Origin of the sequence: Marinobacter sp. DUT-1, assembly GCF_050379415.1 — a bacterium.
Taxonomy (GTDB): Bacteria; Pseudomonadota; Gammaproteobacteria; order Pseudomonadales; family Oleiphilaceae; genus Marinobacter.
The window spans coordinates 921,653-943,249 of record NZ_JBNRLS010000002.1; the positions used below are offsets into that span (position 1 = coordinate 921,653).

Consider the following 21,597-nt stretch of genomic DNA (forward strand, 5'->3'; position numbering starts at 1 on the left):
CAGTTCACGGCCCACTCCCCCATAACCCCCTAAAGTCCCGCCCCAAAGCAACCCAGCAGTCACAAGGATGTGATGAAATGCCCCGCACCCAACGCTTCTGCCCCGCCGGCATCCCGCAACACATCGTCCAACGCGGCAACAATCGCCAAGTCATCTTCCGAGGAAACAGCGACCAGGCTTTTTATACAAACCTCATGAAAAACTACGCCGATGAACACGGTGTATTACTGCATGCCTGGGTGCTTATGGACAACCACGTCCACTTTCTGGCCACACCAGAAACGGATAAAAGCATTTCATTATTCATGCAGGCCATTGGCCGGCGATATGTCCGCTATTTCAACAGACGATATGACCGCACGGGCAGCTTATGGGAAGGCAGATTCCGTTCCTGCCTGGTGGATTCAGAGAACTACTTGCTCACCTGCCAACGATATATCGAGATGAACCCGGTCAATGCGGGAATGGTAAATAACCCCGAGGATCACTGGTGGTCCAGCTATCAATGCCATGGGTTGGGTAAAACCAGCGAACTGCATCAGCCGCATCCGCTATATCTTGAACTGGACAAAAACCCGAGAGAAAGACTCCGCCAATACCGGCAATTATTTGCCCGGCCGATGGCAGAGAACACCAAAGAGATAATGCGGAGAACGGTAAATAGCGGGAAGATTTTGGGATCGGAGGGGTTTAAGAAAGAGATTGCTATGAAATATGGGTTTTAATTTGAATTGGGAGCTCTGTGTGAAGACGGGGTCAGATGAAAGCCTTCATCTGACCCCATTTTCATCTCGACTCCAACTCAGGGGTCTGAAGAGTTTACTCTTCTGACCCCATCTTAATGTCAGACTCCGAGATTTAATCTAACTCGGGGTCAGAAGAATAAATTCTTCTGACCCCAAGTTCAAATCAAATCAATCCTGCTGCCAGCTCTGAACAGCTTCCTTACCATACTTCTCCCGCCACTCATTCAGGGTTTTGTGGTTACCCCCACGGGTTTTAACCACTTCACCGGTATGCGGGTTCTTGTAGGTTTTCATCGGGCGCTTCGGGCGGCTGCCAGCGGCGGCTTCGGCTTTGGTGCCCGCGATGGAAGGATCAATGGCAGACAGAATCTGCAGTACATCCTTCGGAGACTTGTCATACTCCTTCATCAAATCGCGAACCTTGTTTTCAAAGTCCAGCTCCTTTTTCAGGGCCTGGTCTTTTTCGAGCTTTTCCAGCTCGGCCGCAAGCTTCTCCATAAGCTGTTTTTTCTGGTAGTAATCGTTAATCTTTGCCATGGAATCAAAAACCTTATTTGAAGAAGGGTTTTTAAAAAAGGGAATTGACCAGAAGTCGCCAACAATAATAGACAAATAAATTTGTATTGGCAAAAAGATTTGTTTAAAAAACCGTAAAATAAAAAAGCCGCCAAATGGCGGCTTTGCAGAATATACTTATGCTCAACATCAAAGCCGGAGATCGGCCTCCCCCATGGGAAGCACGCCTTTCAAATCGAAAAGTACACCATCACCCTTCATATATTGGCGAAGTTCAGAACTGGCCTTTTCTGCATATTCACGATGAGGCACCGCCAGAAATACGGCGTCGTATTCAGACTGCGCCGGCTTTTCAATTAAAGAAATGCCATATTCATGCCGAGCTTCTTCGTTATCTGCCCAACAGTCGGTGACATCTACCTTGCAACCAAAATCCTCCAGCTCGCGAATCACATCAATCACCCGTGTATTTCGCAAGTCCGGACAATTCTCTTTAAAGGTCAGCCCCATCACCAATACTTTGGAGTCGGCAATCGTAAGGCCTTTCTTGATCATCGCCTTGACCAATTCGGCTGCCGCATACGGCCCCATATTATCGTTAACCCGACGGCCCGCCAGGATAATCTCCGGATGATAACCAATGGCCTGGGCCTTATGGGTCAAATAATACGGATCCACACCAATACAATGACCGCCAACCAGTCCCGGTTTGAACGGCAGGAAGTTCCACTTGGTACCGGCCGCCGCCAGCACTTCATGGGTATCGATCTTCATCCGTGCAAAGATCATGGAAAGCTCGTTCATCAGCGCAATATTCAGATCCCGCTGAGTATTCTCGATCACCTTCGCCGCTTCCGCCACCTTGATGGAGCTGGCCTTGTGGGTCCCGGCGGTGATTACATCCGCATACAGAGCATCCACCTCATCGGCAATTTCCGGTGTGGAACCGGAAGTCACCTTCATGATGGAAGTAACCCGGTGCTCCTTGTCACCCGGATTGATGCGCTCCGGACTGTAGCCGGCGAAGAAATCCTGATTGAACCTGAGCCCGGAAACCTTCTCCAGCACCGGTACACAGACCTCTTCGGTCGCCCCCGGGAACACCGTGGATTCATAGATCACGATGTCGCCACGCTTGAGCACCTTGCCCACACTCTCGCTGGACTTGATCAAAGGCGTCAGATCCGGCGACTTGTACTCATCAATGGGCGTCGGCACCGTCACGATAAAAATCTGGCAATCGGCAATGTCATCCAGCTGATCGGTAAAGGACAGCCCCTTGGCCGCCGCCAGCTCCTCCCGGGACACCTCCCGGGTGAAATCCACGCCATCCTTCAGCTCGGCAATGCGCTTGGGATTTATATCGAACCCAATGACTTTTCGCTTCTCGCCGAATGCAGCCGCCAGCGGCAAGCCCACGTAGCCCAGGCCGATTACCGCGATTTTTTTCATTATTCCTCCTGATAATGCACTGGGGTCTGATGAACTTCGTTCATCTGACCCCAACTTAGAATTAAACTCGGGGTCAGAAGAAAGTTTTCTTCAGACCCCAGGCGCACACCTGAGCCCAACTTAAAATCAAACCTCGGGGTCAGAAGAAAGCGTTCTTCAGACCCCTGGGGTGACGCCCCCTACTCGGGAATCAAAACCCGAGAAGAAACCCTCGCCTCAAGCAATTCCTTAAACGCCACCTTAGCCCCAGAATCCCCATGCACAACCCGAATCTCCCTCGGCGCCACAGGAATCCCCTCAACAAACCTCAGCAAATCACCCTGCCCCGCATGGGCTGAATAGCCACCCACCTGATGAACCCGGGCACGAATATCATACCGCTCACCATCCAGCTCAACCCAACCACCTTGCGGGCCGAACGTAAGAATATCACGCCCGGGCGTGCCAGCGGCCTGGTAACCCACAAAGAGGACATCATTGCGCTTGTCGCCAAGCATTGCCTTCAGATAATTCACCACCCGACCGCCGGCACACATGCCGGAGCCGGCCAGCACGACGCAAGGCCGATGAGACTTGGCGAGATAGTCAACAGCGTTCAGGTGATCTTCGTGGGAATCGATCACCGTGAGCTGATCGAAGGAGAGCGGATGCCGGCCGGAACGCACCAGCTCCTGGGCCTCGGCGTCCCAGAAGGGCTTCAGGTCCCGATAGATCTGGGTGAAGTTGGCTGCGAGGGGTGAATCAACAACAATTTCCAGGTGCTCCCAGTCAAACCCGGGGTCTGATGAAAAACGCTCGCGTTTTCCATCTGACCCCATCTTCACCTCACCCGAAGCCTCCGCAATAATCCCCTCAATCTCATACAACAACTCCTGCGTCCGCCCAATACTGAACGCCGGAATCAAAACCGTCCCACCATCAGCCAGTGCATTCTCAAACACTGCCTTCAAGCGATCCCGCCGAGTCTCCCGATCCTCATGGTCACGATCCCCATACGTACTCTCGATAACCAAACGATCCGCCCGCTCCGGCGATCTCGGCTCCGGCAACAAGGGCGAATGCGGTGCACCGAGATCGCCGGAAAACACAATCCGCTCCTCAACATCTCCTATCCGCGCATCACATTCCACATACGCCGAGCCCAGAATATGCCCGGCCCGTTGAAGCCGCACTGAGAGCGAACACCCACCCTCCTCAAACACCAAATGCCACTGCCCATAAGGCACCGGTACCATACGCTCCCGAATCAGACCCAGCACCCGCTCAATCAGATGTCGATCCCGGGTAAAACCAATCTTGAGGGCATCTTCCAGGATCTCGGGCAACATGACTGCGGAAGGCTCGGAGCAGATAATCGGCCCCTCAAACCCGGCTGCCAGCAAATAGGGAATCCGGCCCACATGGTCAATGTGCACGTGAGTTACAACGAGTGCGCGGATGTGGTCGATGGGGAAATCAATCGTGAGGTCGGCAGCGGAGGCCTCTCGGCCCTCGTCCTGGCCCTGGAACAGGCCGCAGTCGACGAGGATGCCTTGGTGGGGGCACTTAGGCGGTGGGATGGTATCCAAGTCGGGGTCAGATGAAAAACGCGGGCGTTTTTCATCTGACCCCATGTTCAAACTCAGTTCATGACAAGAGCCCGTCACACCAGACGTGGCTCCATGATGTTTAATCTCAATCATTTCCAACATTCCTTGTCGTTAACCAGGGGGCAGAAGAAAGCTTTCTTCTGACCCCTAACTTTGTTCATCGCTCTAAAAGGGCCAGAACACCTGAATCAGCGTCACTGCAATCACCCCAACCAGCAGGCTCAGCGGCACACCGCTCCGCAAGTAATCCGTAAATCGACACCACCCAGGAGCAAATCACCGCGCGGTCGAATGAATCAATTCATCGGCCCATTCATTTACTCTCGTCCGTAACGATCCTCGAACCGGACAATATCATCTTCTCCCAAATAGGAACCCGACTGCACTTCGATTAATTCCAGGTTGATCACGCCAGGGTTCTCCAGAGTATGCAGCTGGCCAATAGGAATATAAGTGGACTGATTTTCAGTCACCAGGTAGGAATCCTCGCCATTGGTCACTTTTGCAGTACCACTCACCACAATCCAGTGCTCGGCACGGTGGTGATGCATCTGCAACGACAACTTCTGCCCCGGTTTCACGGTAATTCGTTTGACCTGGTAACGGTGACCATTGTCAATCGAATCGTAAATCCCCCAAGGACGATAAACCTCCCGGTGATTGATGTGCTCGTGGCGGGAATCACTTTTCAGTCGCTCCACCACTTTCTTCACATCTTGAACCTTCTCTTTGTGCGCCACCAACACTGCGTCTTTGGTCTCTACTACCACCAGGTCTTTTACCCCTAGAGTGGCTACTAGCCGGTGATCGGCGCGTACCAGCGTATCCTCAGTCTCCACCGTTATCACGTCACCGGACAGAGCATTGCGCTTCGCATCCCGATCACTTACTGACCATAAAGAAGACCAGGAGCCGATATCACTCCAACCCGCATCCAGAGGCACAACCGCAGCGTCTTTTGTTTTCTCCATGACGGCGTAGTCAACCGAATCCTCGGGGCAAACCCCAAAGGCACCAGCATCAACCCGCACAAAGTCCATATCCTGTGTCCTGGAAGACATGGCTGAATGACAGGCATTGAGAATATCCGGCTGAAACTTTTTCAACTCCTCGAGATAACGGCTGGCACGAAACATAAACATGCCACTGTTCCAGAAATACTCATCGGAATCCACATACTCTGTAGCCGTCTTCAGATCCGGCTTTTCAACGAACCGGGATACCGCAAACGCACCCTCACCGACTTCGACGCCTCTCTGGATGTAACCATATCCGGTCTCGGGACAAGTCGGAACAATTCCAAAGGTAATCAGCTTGCCCTTCTTCGCCAGCGGTAGTGCTACCGCCACCTGCTGTTGAAAGGCATCGATATCGGCAATAAGGTGATCCGCCGCCAGCACCAAGAGAACTGGATCATCACCTCCTGCAGTCGCCTCCAACGCAGCCAGCGCAATGGCCGGTGCGGTATTACGCCCCATAGGCTCCAGAATGATCCGGGACTGAGTGCACTCCGCCTGGCGCATTTGCTCGGCAGCCAGAAATCGATGCTCATCATTGCAGATGATTGTGGGGTCAGAGGCCTTTATGCCCTCCAACCGCCCCAATGTGGCCTGAAGCATCGTCCGGTCCCGTTCGACGAGGTTTAAAAATTGCTTGGGGTTCAACTGCCTGGAAAGTGGCCATAACCGCGAGCCGGTTCCGCCGGCGAGAATAACTGGATGTAACATAGGCAAACCTTTAATCGATCAATGAAGGGTAAGAAGAACGCTTTCTTCTGCCCCCCAAACTTCTCTTCACACTCAAAACGGCCAAAACACCGGAATCAGCGTCACGGCAATCCCCCCAACCAACAGGCTCAGAGGCACACCGATCCGCATATAGTCCGTAAACCGATACCGCCCCGGACCATAAACCATCAAATTGGTCTGATACCCCAGCGGAGTAATGAAACTGGCCGAAGCTGCAAACATCACCGCCACCGCAAAAGGCAGAAAGCTGACCCCCAAATGCTCCGAAAGCGCTAATGCGATCGGAAACATCAGCACCGCAGCAGCGTTGTTGGTTATCACTTCAGTAAAGAAGGCGGTCAGCACATAAATCATAACCAGTGCCAACCAGGGCGAAAATCCCTCACCATTTCCAAGCAAGGTACCGACAATCGTAGCCGCCGCTCCGGTTTCCGACATCGCGTTACCAAGGGCAAAGGAAGCTGCAATCACCACCAGCACAGGCAAATCCACACTTCGCCGTGCGTGACTTGCCGTGATACAGCGCGAAACAATCATCGCACCAGCCGCCATGAAAGCAGCCTCCATAATACTCAGCAACCCACTGGCACTGGCCAGCACCATTGCCAGCAGAATCCCCAAAGCAAGCGGCGCCTTGCGAAAATCCGGAGGCGTGGAGTCGTTCAAGGCACTCACCAGCAGAAAATCCCGCCGGAACTTATACTGCTCGGCAAACTCATGGCTGGCTTCAAGCAGGAGCGTATCGCCCATCTTGAATTCGATATCCCCCAGCTTGCCTTGCACACGTCGTCCCTCCCGGGACACCGACAGAATGACTGCATTAAATCGACTGCGGAAACGGCTGTCCCGCACCGTTTTGTTCAGCCCCGGGAACTCGGGTCCAAGCACCACCTCCACCAGACAACGCTGGTGATTGGCGATATCCAGCTTGTGCACATTGCCACTGGCCGGGTTTAAACCATGGATGCGCCGAAGCTCACTGGCACATTCCGGTGCACCGACGAAATACAACTTGTCACCCGCCTGCAGGGTACGGTCAGGCTCGACCGCCGTAATCAAACGCCCCTGCCGATCAATTTCGGTCAGGTAACCATACGTCAACGCACGAAGACCGGCCTCGGCAATCGTTTTCCCCACCAGCGGCCCCCGGCTTGCCACTTCGACTTCAACCCCATACTCCCGGACGGCCTCGAGTTCCTCGTCCAGGCCACCACGGTCAGGCAACAGGCGAGAGCCAAACAACACTAGGAAACCGCCACCAATCACAAGTAGGGGCACGCCCACCCAGGCCAGCTCAAAAAGGCCCAGATTGATCCCCAGCCGACTCTGCAACATCCCATCTACAACCAGGTTGGTACTGGTGCCAATGAGAGTGCAGGTCCCACCCAGGATTGCAGCGTAACTGAGAGGAAGAAGAAGCTTCGAGGCAGGTATCTGAAGCCGCTGGGCCCAATCCTGAATGGCCGGAATAAACATTGCCACCACAGCGGTGTTATTCATGAACGCGCTCAGGATACCGGTAGGAGCCACCATTCGCAGTTGTGCGCCACTAGTGGACTTGGGATGGCCCAGCAACTTCCGCGCAATCCACTGAACCGCACCGGTTTCTTTCAAACCAGAGGCAACTATATATAGGGTGGCAATAGTGATGACGCCGGGGTTAGCAAAGCCGGCCAAGGCAGAAGCTGGCGTCAGCACACCAAAGATTACCAACAGAGCCAACGCTGCCATCAGCGTCAAATCCGCCGATACCCGGGTAAAGACTAACGTACCCAGTACAGCTCCCAGAACCGCTAGGGTAAAAATCGCCTCCCATTCCATCGGGAGCCTCCCCTAGTCTTTGTGTTCCAGAATCAGCTTCCGGTCCTGGAGGTATTGGATGAGCTGCTCAATGCAGTCATCGACACTTTGCAAGGAGGTATCCAGAACAACCTCGGGACGCTCCGGAATCTCATAGGGCGAGTCGATACCAGTGAAGTCCTTGATCTTACCCGCACGAGCTTTCTGGTACAGCCCCTTCGGATCACGCTGCTCACAGGTTTCGATCGGGGTGTTCATGAACACCTCGATGAACTCGCCTTCCGGGAACAGGTTACGAACCAAACGGCGATCACTGGCAAACGGAGAAATGAAAGCACTCAGCACGATCAATCCAGCATCAGCGAATAGCTTGCTCACCTCGCCAACTCTCCGGATGTTTTCTACACGGTCCGAATCAGAGAACCCCAGATCACGGTTCAAGCCGTGACGAACATTGTCCCCATCCAACAAAAACGTATGATACCCACGCTGATAGAGAGCGACATCGAGTGCATTGGCTATGGTAGACTTGCCGGAACCGCTTAGGCCAGTGAACCACAACAGACAAGGTCTTTGACTCTTGGGCTCAGCGCGCTCAGCGCGGGTGACTTTGTGGTCGTGCCAGACAATGTTATTGCTCAAAACTGGATCCTTTAAAACGCATAAGATTAGGCTGGGCTGTAATATACCAGAAAAAACCGGTTCCGGGCCTTAGTGGTGTTCTGATTTTACCGTTGCCACTAACGCGCCGATAGCTGCCAAAGTACGATTCGCGACCGTTCCCAAATCAACCGGTCACGCACTGCCCCCGCGGGGTCAATACTGTTCCCAAGACGCCAGTCATACCAGAGGACTATCAAAGGGACACATGAAGCAAAAGAAACGACAGGCAAAATCCAATATCAGCGATGCAGTTTCACGGTCTTTACCGTGGCCTTTACTTTTTGGCGCAAAGTACCTTCAAGTTAACTTTCTAGAGACACTTCTAGGTACCCTACTGGCCCTGACTGCCCAGATAGCATTCATAGCTTCGTTCTTGCTACCGCTTAAAATCGTCATGCTGATGGCCTCCAATGGGACTCCACGGTTCCTGAGGCTCTTACCGATCTCGATGGAAAAAGATCAGCTTATAATCATGCTCGCCACGTTCTCGATTGCAGCATATATCTTCTATCAGTTTGCAAATAAGATCATCGATAAAGTCACGACTCGAGGAGCGGCAAAGCTCGAATCCCGTAACCGTAAACTCGTCCTTTTTGAAGGACAACATGACTTAATCAGAAAATCCTACAGAAACTACGTTGAGATCGCCGGCAACATCTGCTTTTGCCTGCTGGCTGCCTTACCTCTTTTCTTTCTGTATCCGGAAGTTTTCTATGTTGTTCTCGCGGTACTTCTTACGACTACCCTGGTAATAATCACCTTGTGGATCTCTATACCCAGTAATCGAGAAGCAATCCTTTCGACCATGCCTGCCACTCTTAACACAAGCTCGACGGCTGGCTTCTTCTTCATATTTGCTACGATCATACTTGACTATGCTTTCTTCACCTTGCCAAACAGTATATTAACAATACTGCTCTCCATGATCCTCGGCCGGCAAATTCTCAACCAAGCGCAGCAAGCAGCAAACAAATTTCTCTTTCTTAACAGGAACCGACAAAGGCTGACAGCACTGCTTTTCCATAATCAGGCACTTTCGAATCCAGCACCGAAGAACCATCAAATCTATCAATTCCTCCAGCCAGAACATGAGGTTCAAGTCCAACTAAAAAAATTCCTGAGAGAATTGGATGACACAATGGACAACCGGGAAGGCCTGAAGTGGATTGACTCAGGACTGAACAACATCTTCTTCTTCACAACTCGATCGAAAATCACCAATGCCAGTTTTCTTGTCAAAGTTTTCAATAAAAACAAAACTCAAGAAGCCAGACACGAAGAGACACTACTCAGATCGACTCCGAGTGAACTTCCCTCGCCCCCATTAATCGAGACAACCGTTATAAGTGGATTCCACGTTCACGTTCTAGATATTACCGGGCTTAACTTTACCCAGCCAGCTCCGGAATACGAAAAGAGTTTCCGATTATCGCTTGCGGAGGTCAAAGTGCCACCGTCCCTCTGGTCTTCCTACAGGAGATCCAAAAAACTGATTTGGGACAGGATCAACGAAGACACCTTGAAGCACCTTAAACTGGCTCTTCCCGACCAAGATGCCGTGGCTCAATTCGAGAACAACCTGCCGCTGATCAGGAAAACCGTAAAGCTGCTCCCGATAAAGATCTCCCTGCCCAAAAACCAGCAGAACTTTTTGGTCGGGAACTCAAATCAGAACCAAGTGGTCTGTGCCCACTGGGGAAAATGGTGTATTGAACCAATAGGTCACGGATGGAATAAGGTGCTTGGACTGTCAGCAGAGAATGACAAATCAGTGGAAGCCATCGGCCTTGCTATAAACTTGTTCAAGATCGAAAACAGCCTTGAGAAGCAATGCTTCAACAACGCACTCAGCTTGATGTCAGACACAAACGAGTTGCTCAAAAAGACCACTGATCTATCAATTGTTCAAGAGTGATATCAGCAATATTTGATGCTGAATTTAGACCAGTACGAGGGCGGACTGACTCAAAGACAGGGCAAGCTAGACTGACCTAACCATTTTTTCCAACGCCAACTTTTTTTCATTGTAGAAATTTCTGTATAGAAAATCCTCTTTGTCGATTAGTCTTCGCAACAGATCGCGTGGTGCCTCACTCTCTTTCACTTTGAAGCCCAAGCCCGGCTTGTCGACCGGCATTTCGTCAAGAACACTCTTCGCATACTCCCGGTCAGCGATCCATGGGGCCAGTTCATTATCAACCGCCTTTTTTAGATTGTCGGTGAGTCCTTCTTGGCGGATCATAAAAGACCAAATTCGATTTTCGTGAAAAATGTCAGAAACTTCTGAATATTTCTTGCCCTTAATTTTGGCGAGAGGATCGCTCATGGAAAGCGCAATAAACCGAAATGACATTAAACCAATCGATTCAACATCGGTTAACTTATATTTCCCACCCAAAAGGTGGCTGTTCTTCGGATCCAGAACCAAATCGAGCCACTCAAAAAAACCATCAGCGCTAGCGTCAGAGTAAAGATCAGCCTTGTCTCTCTTCTGAAGTGTTGTGTAAAGCGATCCGCGCTTCGCCAAGCCGAATTTGTAGAGAGATAGGTATTGTGAAAAAGGATTTCTAGCGGTTATAAAATAGGTTGCATCCGGCTTAAAGGGCGTTACAACCTCACCATTTACCCGTTCCCCGATTCGCGCATGTTTCCTGCGAGATACTTCCCTTTCTGGCATGATCGCACTTAAAAACTTGGAAACAAACCCTGACCCCGTTTTGTGGACGTCCAAGTAAACCAAATCCCCAAAGTCATGCATTAAAGCTTCTCCATTTATCATTGACGGAAGTGACCTTTACTCCATGTCATTCCAGCCAGCGTTTTTTTGAAAAGTCTAGTTTCAGTAGTTGTTGTTTTCGCCGAGAAACCGCATGTCTCCCAGCGCAATCAGAGCAGGTGGACCACTCCACTGCGGTTATCTATTAATGCTTTGCGCAATTTTTTCTTGATACTCTCTGATCTTACCCCTGATAAAGGGCCCATTAGGCCTGATTTCCGCCGCCAACTTCATAAGCCCCAGGGCCTGCTTCAGGTCCGTTTTTTCGAGGAGCAGAGCTGACTGCCTCAAGGTTTCAACATAGCTGTCGAAACCTGATTTATCGTCCGAGAGATCTTCGAACTGATCAGCATTGGACAACAGATGGTTACCTATATGGAAAAAGGTTTTTTCCGAGGCCTCTGCATGTCTGAATTTAGTCTCGCCCAAAAAGAGTTGATCGCGCGCAAAGTACTTCTTTGCCAAAGCCTCATCATCGGCTTTGAACCTCTCGTCCATCTCTCTCAAGAACTCTTCGGGAACCCTGGATTGATTTTTTTCTTCTTTGTTATCAGATTCCTGTATCAGTGCCTTAACTTTTCTGAGCTTCACGATGTCGTTAGTCAGCATAGAGCAAAGCGCCATCATATCCTGGGCTGCCAATGACAAACTGGGGTTAACCTGACCCTCTCCCGACCTTTTAGCCTCATAGCGTGAAAGCAGATGATCAATTTCAGAATCTTTCAAGCCTATCTTTGTATAGAAATCGACCAGAAGATCTCCGCGCCGTAGAGATTCTTTTTCATAGATACCTATGTGCATCTGGCTGTTCCCAAAATTGGCGAGACCGTCCTCCCAGCGTTTGACGATGGACGGGTAATCGAAAACCTCGGGCTTGAAGATGCTGTGATAATCTTGCTTTTGGTATAGGTCTTTAACCAGAGCCGGGTTGGCTCCACTTTCAAACTTCAGTCGCTGGCCAAGCCCAGAGCTCATCTTGTCTGGGCGCTGCCTGAGGTAGATGATTACCTGAACCGAAAACCCTTTAAATGCCGACAGTAAAGTCTCGATGTGACGCTGTCCGTAGCGATAAAACCCCTCAAAGCTAAGCAAATGGCACTTCGCGTCAGACGTACTAATCGTCCTTCTTAAATCGTTCAGAACCGCCTTGTCACCTTGCTTGACAGCACGACTTACAAAGCCATGGTGGACCTGCCTTGTCGGTATCCAGTAATAACCATACCCCAATAGCTCCTCACTTAGGAGTGCACAGCTCTGCTGAATGGCCGTACTACCAGTTTTGTCCAGACCTATGTGTAAAAACACCACTTTTTCAGACACGAAATACCCTTACCCTATTTAATCAGCGCAACTTCCAATCGCTAAAATTTCAAGAGCTTTACAGATCCAATTCCAGGAACTCAGTGGATCACTCCTATTTCGCATTCCGGATTAACTGATCTATGGCCGCCAATCTCTGGTTTATCGCAGGACCGCCCGGACGGATCGCTTTTGCTACGGTCAAAACTTTACGCGCTTTTACAAGATCCCGCTCTTCCATCACATGTGAGGCCTCTTTCAAAGCCTCAACACAATTATCATATTTGGTAAATTCTGACGCACCCTGTCCACCGAACTGGAAGTAATTGATCGCATAGGACAGGGCACTTTCCTGTTCCTCAGACAGCTGGCGACAGGTATCACCCTTGAAATCGTTCGAGAACAGGAAGGGATCCTCAGGAAACCAAAGTTTCCTGACTGCTTCATTGGATTCATCAAAACGGGATTGATACATCGCTGCCTCGTCGGCGGTCGGCTGCTGCCCCTTGCCACGAAACGCCTCGATCACTTGCTTACGAATTCGCTTGCGATCTCTGTCCAGAGTGAGCGTCTCAAGCCTCGACCTCGTGGCCCTCACTCTCAAAAGTCGCAGGATCCGTGACAACAAACCTTCAACCTTCCCGCTGCGATCAGCTCTTGCCTTATCCATTAAATTCATCTCTCTCAAGATGAATTGGCCGAAATGGGTGAGGGACTCGTTCACCGAATCAGTGCTGTGTTCGATGCAATTTTTGTCAACGCCAATATCTGAAAGAAAATCATCGATGATATTACCGTTCAAAAGCTCTGACCGGTCGAACCGCTTTACTCGCATAGAGGATTCTGAAAAGACATTGCCCCACTTCTCCAGCATCATCTGATAGTTGCAGTAATGGTTATCCTCTCTAAGCATGGTGTCCATCACGTCGTCAAAAGATTTGATCCCTCCCCCCTTCAGCAGAGTCGAGTAAAATGATGTGACCATATCGACTTGGCGACGCAGATAACAAAAAACCGTGAATTGATCGGAGAATGGCTCCAACCACTTTTTAAGCTTCAGGACCGAAGACTCGTCTCTTAACCGTGAATGGAAGTGCTCACTGGAGATGATAATCGTATGAATTTTATCCCCAGCTTGTTCGATGTCTCGTTTGAGCTTGTCATAGATTTTTTCGCGAAATCGGCTTCGGCCTTCGACATTTGTCCCTATACCCAAAGAATTAAGATAGTCGTCCTCCTGCGAATCCGGGAGCATGGCCGCGGCGATATCCCGGCTATTGATCAGGTCATCACCGTGTAAGTAAAGAACACCCTGGGTTTTCAACTGCGCTACATTGTCCAAAAGGTTTTTTTGTAATGTCGTCGTACCCGTTTTCTCGGTACCAATATGTATAACAATTCGCTTTTTAACAGTCACAAACTACTCCACCCTTATAGTGCGGCAATAGGGTTAATCCGTTGAGAGATGGCCCGATTTCGGCCAGCCACCTCCTGAAAAATTTATACTATCTCGGCAAAGGCACACCGATAGATTTCTGCTGTCTTTCTCGCGGTGTCAGCCCACGAGTAACGATACACTTCAATAGGTCGAGCCTCCGTATCGAGCGCTTTTTGAAGAGCATCACCGAAATCTTCAGGGTCTATCAGCGCCGCATCTTTCCCCGCAACCTCTTTTGTGGCTCCTCTATCACTAGTCATCACAGGGACTCCAGATGCACGCGCCTCAGCAATTGGCAGACCAAACCCCTCGTAAAAAGAAGGATAAACAAATAACCTTGCACCAGACATCAGTGCGGCCAGTGAACTCCTTGGCAGCCGGCCCGTCAGAATGATCCGGCAATCTTTATTGTCCTGGCGCGCCAGCAAAGATTTGAGTTCCTGGTTTTTCCACCCTTCGCCGCCCGCCAATACCAGAGGAAAGGCCCTTTTCAGAGCTGAAGGCAAAGAGCTGTATGCCCGAACCAGGCCTGCCAGGTTCTTGCGAGGCTCGAGTGTCGCTGCAGAGAATATGTAGCCACCGTGCTCCAACCCCCATTCGGCGAGCACGTTTTCGGTTTCAGCAGCGCTTCTAACCCGGAATATGTCGTCAACGCCCAGGTGAATCGCGGTGGTTTTGCTTTCTGCCTCAGGAAAAAAATGGCAGAGTTCGCGGCGGGTGAACTCACTGACTGTAATAATGTGCCTCGCATTTCTCACTGCACCCGGAAGGTACTTGTTCAGGTAAGCCACTCGCTCACGCGGGTGGTATTCAGGGTGCCGGATATGGGACATATCATGGACCGTCAAAACCGTGGGGCATGGTACATCGAGCGGAATGTAGTTCGGTTCGTGGTACAGACAGTTTTCTGTATCACCCAGGCCTCGGCGAAATCGAACATTCCTGAGATATTGCCGAGCCTGATACGCCCCCGGGATAGACCTGATCACTGGCTTCAGGCCGCTTACAAGTCTCCTTTTCAGTGAATTCTCGCCGCCCTCACCACTATTCCCGGGCGGTCCGATAGACTCAGGTTGATCGATCAACGCTGACATCTCATTAATGTCGAGCAGTCGACCATGAAAGATTCCCTCTATTCGGTATGTACACCCACTAGCCATCAACTCGGAAATCAAATGCTCAGTGTAATACCCGATACCAGTTCGAGGTGCGACCAAAGAATCAAGGCCAATCAATAAGCGAGAACTCATACCTTCTTCTCATTCAGTACAATCGACATCAGACAATCCGCAGATTCCCGCCATGTCTTCCAACGCATAGCCCTGGGGTCAGGATGCTCATTACGAGCATAGAGAACTAACCAATCTTGCAGTTGTGACGCCATTTCCGAAATATCGGCTTCCGCTGGTTCGCCCAGTCTGGAAGCGCAGCTCAGAAACCACGCTCCGTCTCCGGCAACCTCTCTGAAAACCTCTATATCCCGGGCAATAACGGGCAGCTCCCTTTGAGAGGCCTCAATAAGGGGGAGCCCGAAGCCCTCATCGTCAGAGAGAGCCAGTAGAGCGCTCGCACGCCGGTACAGCTCGCTCAACGCCTGGTCTCCAATCCCATTAAACCAGAACAGTCGCTTACCCTGCTGCGGATGGTTTCGGAGACGCTCCACGAGAGAAGGGATATTGCGCCTCTTGTCATCGGGCTGATCCTGCCAACCTTCCTTGCCAACGATGACCAATATCAGATCTTCGCCGCTATGCCATAGCTCATCGAACAGATCCAAAGCCAAGTCATAGCGCTTGCGGGGCTCAATCGTCCCCACCATAAGAAATACCGGAGCAGATGACTCAGTCGGAAATTGAAGTAAGTCACTGGCTCTGGTTTCGCTATCAAAGGGCGAAGCGGAAAAATCTGCCCCGTGGTGTGACCAGAAAAACTCGGGCGGGGGATTTTTTCCTGGCGTTTCCCGCATCATCCAGCTCTGAACGTTATCAGAAACGGTTTTAGTCACGCCTATAATCTGATCGGCCGCCCCTCCCACGGCATTAAGCCATTGTTTGAATCCTGTCCCCGCATCCGGCGGGAATACCTCCGGTTGCATCAGAGGAAGGATATCGTGAACGAGGAAAGTGACTTGCACTCCATTGGCCCTGAGATTTTTGTAAACACCCTGGCGTTCAGCCTCGATGACAGGTTGTCCTGCAACATCAAGCGCAACCAGGCAATCTCCAGCTGCGGGCTCCATCGGTGAATCGTCAAGATCGAGCCCGGTTATTCCTAGCAGCTCGCTCGTGAATCTTCGCGCATAACAATAACGCCAACCACAGGCGGTCTTGCGCAGAGTGACTGCCTCTACGCGAACGCCCTCCCTGCCATACGAAGCCATCTCCCGCAGGAGGGCTCTCGCAACTCGTTCGATCCCGGTTTTAAGCTCTGTTGCTGCCGTCGCCGTAACATCCACATGAACCGTTCTCTGTATCTGAGTACCGCCGAAAGTAAGAGCAGCCGCTCTGAAAATTTCTCTGGCGCAATTATCATCGCCCTGCGCTTTTTCTGAAGAGATGGCATTGTGGACAATTTCATTTGGCGTGGACGGTCCACTTGCGACTGATCCGGCTATTACTGACGCGTATTTTTCCGCACAAAGTCTTGGGCAGTAATACTCGAGGATCGCCTGCCTGCCTTGCTCAGACAGACACCGTGCGAGTTCGGGCCGCATGGCTATGGCATCGAGAGCTTCTACCAACTCAGCATTATCGAACTTATCTCTGAGCATGTAGACACATTCGGATGGCAGCTCGGACATTGAGCCATTTGCATTCACAATCGTCGGCACGGAATAGTTCATGCAGTCCAGAATCGTCCCGGAGGTCTCGCCCCTGGAATTCGCGCGCAACTGGACCGCCAGGTCAGCAGCCGCCAGATAATCATGAAAGAGTTCGGTCTCGGCCCACCCGGTAATCCAGACACTTTCCGGGGAAGCACCAATATCAATTCGTTTTCTCAGCTCCTCTCCGTAGAGCCCCCCGGCCTCTCCGACAAAAGCAAGTTTTGACCCGGGCCTTGCAGATAACCTGGACGCTTGCCATGCCTCAAGCAACTCAAGCGCAAGCTTGTTCGGACCGACAACCCCAAAGGTACATGTGAGAAAATCCCCCTCTGACAAGCCGAGGCGCGCACGAGCCTCGTCTCTGGATCTTTTGACCTCAGGTTGACGAAGATGAGGAATAACATGGACCTTTCGCCGATCAATCGCCGGGTACTGCTGTTTAAAAAGTTGGCGAGAAAAATCCGAGTGGACGATCACTCCTCTGGAATAACGCGCCACATCGTAATTGGCAGGATAATCACGGATAAGCTCTGCAGGCCTGTTCTCACTCTTGCCAACCAGAGCCGGGTAGCCGTCGGAGCGATACACCGATCGCCACAAAAAAGGTATTGAGGGCTCTGCCTGCTGCCGGGCGAACTGTAAATCCCCCAGGAAAAAATCATGTAGAACAACGATACCGGGCGCTCGCCTGATCAAGGGCATTTGATAGGCATGGAACGCGGAATTGCCAATGTGGTAAATAATGCTGTCATAGTCATGCTGATTGTCGACCAACCATTTGGCAGACCTCACCTGACAATGCTGCCTGATGAACGGGTCAGATACTTCGTCCTGATCGACAACAACTTCAACGGAAAAACGCTCGCATAATTCCCGCAAAAGTTCCGCGCTGTAGTCCGCTATGCCGGTTCGGGAAGGAGGAAGCGGCGACACAAAGGCGATTTTTTGGGCCGAAGCCGGCTGAACTCGGCCCTCTGCAAGCTCAATCAATTTCGCTGATAAATCAGCAGGCGGAACAGCCCTGATTGTCTCGAAATCAACGATAAGATCAGCCCCAAGGTAGCCCAGAAATCCTCGGTACCACTGATCAGCTGTCCCAGGGGAAACATTCTCCGGCATAGCGCAAGTCACTATCTTGCTGGCATCAATGCCGTGCGAAACCATCTTCCTGATTTGGATTGCTTCGTCCGGAAAATCCCCTCTTAGCGCAACCCGCAAATCTTCATCCACAAGGCTATGAAGCAGACGATCCAACGCTTTCAATAAGCTTGCTTGTTCCTCAGACGAAGCCGCTAACTCGCGTTGGAGACCGGATGCATCAATTAACAATCGCATATCTCAAAGGCCTTTCTTGTTTTTAGAACGGTCCTGACGGTCAATAACTTCCGCGTAGAAGACTCTTTCGGACTCTGACATCTCGCTCAACTCTGGCGTGACAGAGTGTTTCAGCCCAAGCTCATCCAGGGGTGTCAGTCCTTGAGGGAACGATGCTCCCGGTAAACCCTGATTCCGGGCAAACGCCAGAATGTGTCCCCGTAACACCGGAAATCTCGCCAAAGCTCTCTCAAAAGCCTTTCTTTTCCAGCCAGCAGTCAGCGCCTTCCCAATGACCCACCGTGCAACGGGACGGAGTAGTGACTTGAGAAAAGAAGCGCTCCTGGCGGCTTCTAATTCGCCGATCCGTTTTTCCAATTGAGCTATCTTCGCCAAATGCTCAGTTTTAGAGACACATTGCTCTCGCATCTTGTCCAGCTCTTGCGATACCGCCTCTAACCGGTTCCGGAGCTCGTCATCATATCGATTGGCAGCCCCATCGAGGGACATGCCGGTCTCCATAGCAAAGGGCACATCGAAAGCAACCATTTCATTCACAGGCGCTTTTTTCTGGGCCACGACGGCATAGTCCGGACTCACGCCCTCGAGGACGTCGATCAGGCGCAGATCCTCGTTAACACCATCTGATTTCGGTTCATTGAGGCGGAGGATTCTTGAACGGGCGAAACCGCAATGATCAGCAACAAACTTCAGAAGCTCCCCTGGGATCGGCTGCCGGTGGGTCGGATCCATATAAAATTTATGTGAGCCCACAGTGACGTTTTCCGGGTTCGGTGTTTCCAGAATCAAAACGCCCCCCGGCCGAAGAACTCTAAACGCCTCTTTTATCAGGTCCTGCAAATATGGAAAAGGAACATGCTCAGCCACATGAAAACCAGACACCACCCCGACACTCGCGTCGTCCAGCTCCCTCAAAAACTCCAGCGCGTCTTGCTGACGAGCCGGCAATTCACGCGATTCGCAGTCCTCAAGCATCCCTTCGTCAAGGTCAACCCCCTGCGCCTTAAACCCGTTTTCAAGCACCAGCTCCAGCCACTCGCCCCGACCACAGCCGAGATCCACCGCAAAGCTCTCCGGATTCAGCTGTAGAAGAGGCTTGATAAAAGGCAGATAAACGGTCAGGCGTCGCTTGATTTCAGACCGATCGCCCCTGAATCGCTCCTCAAATGCGCTGTAAAATTCAGAACCCATTTTGCTTGCTCCAAGGCCTCCATTTGTCTGCACCAACGCGGTTCGGATTATTCTTTCGGCAGGTCCCGGCCCAGCAATTGACGGTAAACTTTCATGTATCGTTTTCCGACCAACTCCCCGGAAAATTCATTGGTAAACCGGACGCGGCCCGCTTCACCCATCTTGCGCGCAAGCTCGGGAGCTTCGTTTATCTGTTTCATCGCGACTGCCAGTGCAGCCACATCACTGGGCGGAACCACCAAGCCGGTTTGTCCATGTTGGTTGACATAGGAGGTACCTGTACCGATGTCACAAGTGATAAGCGGTAACCCATGCATCTGCCCCTCCAACAAGGTCACTCCGAATGCTTCAGAACGCTCGCACGAAGGAAACACAATTGCTTTTGCGCGCGCCATGAGAGCTTGTTTGATGTCGTTACTGACAAACCCTGCAAAGCGGACGCAGTCTGCACCCTGATCCCTCGCTTGCCGTTTCAACGCCGCTTCTTCCGGGCCATGACCGGCAATAACCACATTCAGCCCTGTCCGGGCCGCTGCCTCGACCAGGTAACGCAACCCTTTGTAGTAACGGAGTACTCCAATGAACAAGAAGAACCCATCTCCGTACTCCCGTTCCACTGCCTCCAACGCTTCCTGGCTGGGCCGTTCGTAACTTTCAGGGGCGAGGCCAAGTGGAATGACATCGACGGGCTTGTGCAGCTTGCGAAGCAGCTGACTGGTTTCAACGTACTTCGGCGATGTCGCAACGAACCTGGAAACCTTCCTGAAGAACAGCCAACGCAAAGGCGCATAAAGCTTCTCCAGGGCCGTCTGCCGAATAATGTCCGAATGATAGGTCACCAATACCGGCTTGTTACAGCCGGACAGAAGATGAACGAGATCTGCAAAGGGCCAGGGGTAATGAATATGGATCAGATCTGCCCAGGCCGCCTGCTCCCGATACGCCCGAAAAGCTCCCGCCCCCATGGAACACGAGGCTGGCTCAATCTGGACTGGCACCCGAATCACCTTTCCCTCGGGCAGGTCCAGTGTCTCTACCTCCGGCACATTGGCAAGAGTCAGCACCCGCTGCTCTACACCTAATTTGCCGGTTGCCAGACAGATCTGGTGAATGGCTTCCTCAACCCCACCATGGGTTTCCGGCAAGTAGGTTCGGTAGAACTGCAGTACGCGCATCGTTTAGAAGCCCCCGCTGTTGTTGGAACGGGCAGGGAGAGCATCTGACTTCAAAGCCTGTTCGGTGGACAACAGCCGGAGCTCAGGAACTGCTTGTTTCAAAAGGTTCACACTAATTTCCATGTCTCCCGTGAGCTTCTCAATAGTGCCCTCAGCCCCAATGATTCGGCCGATAAACAGTAGAAGTGACACCGGACAAGGAAACAGCCAGGCGCGCTCGCCGTTGGCTTCCGCCAAATAGGTGATCAGCTGGGAAACCGAGACCGCCTGAGGGTCTGCAACATTCAACTCGAAAAATGGCCAGGACTTCATGTCCAGAAGGGCTTTAATCACAGTGGCCAGATTGACCAGTGCAAGGAAGCTCCTGCGGTTACGCACGCTCGCGAGGGGTAAAGGGAGCGATGACGTCGCAAGCTTCTGCAACTTTCTGAAATTAGCCTTGTTTCCCGGACCATAAACGAGGGGCAATCGGAGGGCGCAGATTTCAATCTCACTCCCCGCAAAGCCACGTAGGAGTTCCTCTGCCTGAGCTTTGCTGAGCCCGTAGTCATCTTTTGGCGAGGGCGGATCTGTTTCCCGGAAAGGTTCGCCAGGAGGCGAACTTTCCCCGTAGACCTTCACACTACTCAGGAAGATGAGCCTTCGAACCTCCTGTTTAACACAGGCATCGGCCAAAGAACGGACCGCATCCCGATTTACCCTATAAATCCGGTCAGTCAAGGATGGATCCTCATTCAGGGGCTGATGGGCCACGGCGGCACAATGTATAACCGCATCGACACCCGAGAGCGCATCGTTCCAGTTCGGGCTGTCTGCCAAATCACCGTACCCGTAACTGTCCACTCCGCGGCAGGCACTCCTCGCAAGGGCTCTGACCTGAAAGCCAGACCCAACCAGGGACTGGACAAGAAAGCGGCCAATAAAACCAGTCGCCCCGGTTACTGCAACCACTCCTTGTCTTGCGGAATGTCTTGACGCCATTTCAACCACTGCCCACACACTAAAAATGCCCCGCCCCACCCAGCCAATGCCGAATGGAGGGGGG

At 51.7% G+C, this 21,597-nt stretch carries 16 protein-coding genes; 2 read left to right on the plus strand and 14 right to left on the minus strand.

Going from position 1 to position 21,597, the window contains the following annotated elements:
* Positions 1–77 precede the first annotated feature (77 nt).
* Entirely contained in the window at positions 78–725 is a 648-nt protein-coding gene (locus ACQUTG_RS09845; RefSeq protein ID WP_428919212.1) for a transposase, read from the plus strand.
* A 189-nt stretch (positions 726–914) separates the two neighbouring features.
* Here the strand turns inward: ACQUTG_RS09845 and ACQUTG_RS09850 are convergent, their stop codons facing one another.
* From ACQUTG_RS09850 to cysC, 6 genes are all read right to left on the minus strand, one after another.
* On the minus strand, positions 915–1,283 hold the full coding sequence (locus ACQUTG_RS09850) for a histone-like nucleoid-structuring protein, MvaT/MvaU family (RefSeq protein WP_113864292.1): 369 nt from the start codon (positions 1,281–1,283) through the stop codon (positions 915–917).
* Positions 1,284–1,451: 168 nt separating this feature from the next.
* Entirely contained in the window at positions 1,452–2,714 is a 1,263-nt protein-coding gene (tviB, locus tag ACQUTG_RS09855; protein ID WP_428919213.1) for a Vi polysaccharide biosynthesis UDP-N-acetylglucosamine C-6 dehydrogenase TviB, read from the minus strand.
* 179 nt (positions 2,715–2,893) lie between these two features.
* Positions 2,894–4,396: an MBL fold metallo-hydrolase gene (locus ACQUTG_RS09860; protein WP_428919214.1), complete on the minus strand. Its 1,503-nt coding sequence runs from the start codon at positions 4,394–4,396 to the stop codon at positions 2,894–2,896.
* 224 nt (positions 4,397–4,620) lie between these two features.
* Positions 4,621–6,030: a mannose-1-phosphate guanylyltransferase/mannose-6-phosphate isomerase gene (locus ACQUTG_RS09865; RefSeq protein WP_428919215.1), complete on the minus strand. Its 1,410-nt coding sequence runs from the start codon at positions 6,028–6,030 to the stop codon at positions 4,621–4,623.
* Positions 6,031–6,102: 72 nt separating this feature from the next.
* On the minus strand, positions 6,103–7,872 hold the full coding sequence (locus tag ACQUTG_RS09870; RefSeq protein WP_428919216.1) for an SLC13 family permease: 1,770 nt from the start codon (positions 7,870–7,872) through the stop codon (positions 6,103–6,105).
* 12 nt (positions 7,873–7,884) lie between these two features.
* Positions 7,885–8,493, minus strand: a complete 609-nt coding sequence (cysC, locus tag ACQUTG_RS09875; RefSeq protein ID WP_428919217.1) for an adenylyl-sulfate kinase — start codon at positions 8,491–8,493, stop codon at positions 7,885–7,887.
* Positions 8,494–8,719: 226 nt separating this feature from the next.
* Between cysC and ACQUTG_RS09880 the strand changes: the two genes are divergently transcribed.
* Positions 8,720–10,429 carry a hypothetical protein gene (locus tag ACQUTG_RS09880; protein ID WP_428919218.1) on the plus strand — a complete coding sequence of 570 codons (1,710 nt, stop codon included), beginning with the start codon at positions 8,720–8,722 and terminating at the stop codon, positions 10,427–10,429.
* A 66-nt stretch (positions 10,430–10,495) separates the two neighbouring features.
* Here ACQUTG_RS09880 and ACQUTG_RS09885 read toward each other — a convergent pair whose 3' ends face one another.
* From ACQUTG_RS09885 to ACQUTG_RS09920, 8 genes are all read right to left on the minus strand, one after another.
* Positions 10,496–11,245 carry a hypothetical protein gene (locus ACQUTG_RS09885; protein WP_428919219.1) on the minus strand — a complete coding sequence of 250 codons (750 nt, stop codon included), beginning with the start codon at positions 11,243–11,245 and terminating at the stop codon, positions 10,496–10,498.
* Between the two features lie 183 nt (positions 11,246–11,428).
* Positions 11,429–12,610 carry a hypothetical protein gene (locus ACQUTG_RS09890; protein WP_428919220.1) on the minus strand — a complete coding sequence of 394 codons (1,182 nt, stop codon included), beginning with the start codon at positions 12,608–12,610 and terminating at the stop codon, positions 11,429–11,431.
* A 94-nt stretch (positions 12,611–12,704) separates the two neighbouring features.
* Positions 12,705–14,006: a hypothetical protein gene (locus ACQUTG_RS09895; RefSeq protein ID WP_428919221.1), complete on the minus strand. Its 1,302-nt coding sequence runs from the start codon at positions 14,004–14,006 to the stop codon at positions 12,705–12,707.
* 83 nt (positions 14,007–14,089) lie between these two features.
* Positions 14,090–15,277, minus strand: a complete 1,188-nt coding sequence (locus tag ACQUTG_RS09900) for a glycosyltransferase family 4 protein (RefSeq protein WP_428919222.1) — start codon at positions 15,275–15,277, stop codon at positions 14,090–14,092.
* Positions 15,274–18,186 (minus strand): glycosyltransferase, encoded by a 2,913-nt coding sequence (locus ACQUTG_RS09905; protein ID WP_428919223.1) that lies wholly within the window; start codon positions 18,184–18,186, stop codon positions 15,274–15,276. The genes ACQUTG_RS09900 and ACQUTG_RS09905 overlap by 4 nt, the downstream gene beginning before the upstream one ends.
* Positions 18,187–18,189: 3 nt before the next feature.
* Entirely contained in the window at positions 18,190–19,377 is a 1,188-nt protein-coding gene (locus ACQUTG_RS09910; protein WP_428919224.1) for a class I SAM-dependent methyltransferase, read from the minus strand.
* 47 nt (positions 19,378–19,424) lie between these two features.
* Entirely contained in the window at positions 19,425–20,552 is a 1,128-nt protein-coding gene (locus ACQUTG_RS09915) for a glycosyltransferase (protein WP_428919225.1), read from the minus strand.
* Between the two features lie 3 nt (positions 20,553–20,555).
* Positions 20,556–21,533 carry an NAD-dependent epimerase/dehydratase family protein gene (locus tag ACQUTG_RS09920; RefSeq protein ID WP_428919226.1) on the minus strand — a complete coding sequence of 326 codons (978 nt, stop codon included), beginning with the start codon at positions 21,531–21,533 and terminating at the stop codon, positions 20,556–20,558.
* Positions 21,534–21,597: the final 64 nt, after the last annotated feature.

Coding starts and splice junctions, on each gene's coding strand:
- ACQUTG_RS09900 (WP_428919222.1), bottom strand. CDS start 15,277: ATGAGTTCTCGCTTATTGATTGGCCTTGATTCTTTGGTCGCACCTCGA.
- ACQUTG_RS09845 (WP_428919212.1), top strand. CDS start 78: ATGCCCCGCACCCAACGCTTCTGCCCCGCCGGCATCCCGCAACACATC.
- ACQUTG_RS09850 (WP_113864292.1), bottom strand. CDS start 1,283: ATGGCAAAGATTAACGATTACTACCAGAAAAAACAGCTTATGGAGAAG.
- tviB (WP_428919213.1), bottom strand. CDS start 2,714: ATGAAAAAAATCGCGGTAATCGGCCTGGGCTACGTGGGCTTGCCGCTG.
- ACQUTG_RS09860 (WP_428919214.1), bottom strand. CDS start 4,396: ATGATTGAGATTAAACATCATGGAGCCACGTCTGGTGTGACGGGCTCT.
- ACQUTG_RS09920 (WP_428919226.1), bottom strand. CDS start 21,533: ATGGCGTCAAGACATTCCGCAAGACAAGGAGTGGTTGCAGTAACCGGG.
- ACQUTG_RS09870 (WP_428919216.1), bottom strand. CDS start 7,872: ATGGAATGGGAGGCGATTTTTACCCTAGCGGTTCTGGGAGCTGTACTG.
- ACQUTG_RS09880 (WP_428919218.1), top strand. CDS start 8,720: ATGAAGCAAAAGAAACGACAGGCAAAATCCAATATCAGCGATGCAGTT.
- ACQUTG_RS09905 (WP_428919223.1), bottom strand. CDS start 18,186: ATGCGATTGTTAATTGATGCATCCGGTCTCCAACGCGAGTTAGCGGCT.
- ACQUTG_RS09915 (WP_428919225.1), bottom strand. CDS start 20,552: ATGCGCGTACTGCAGTTCTACCGAACCTACTTGCCGGAAACCCATGGT.
- ACQUTG_RS09910 (WP_428919224.1), bottom strand. CDS start 19,377: ATGGGTTCTGAATTTTACAGCGCATTTGAGGAGCGATTCAGGGGCGAT.
- ACQUTG_RS09865 (WP_428919215.1), bottom strand. CDS start 6,030: ATGTTACATCCAGTTATTCTCGCCGGCGGAACCGGCTCGCGGTTATGG.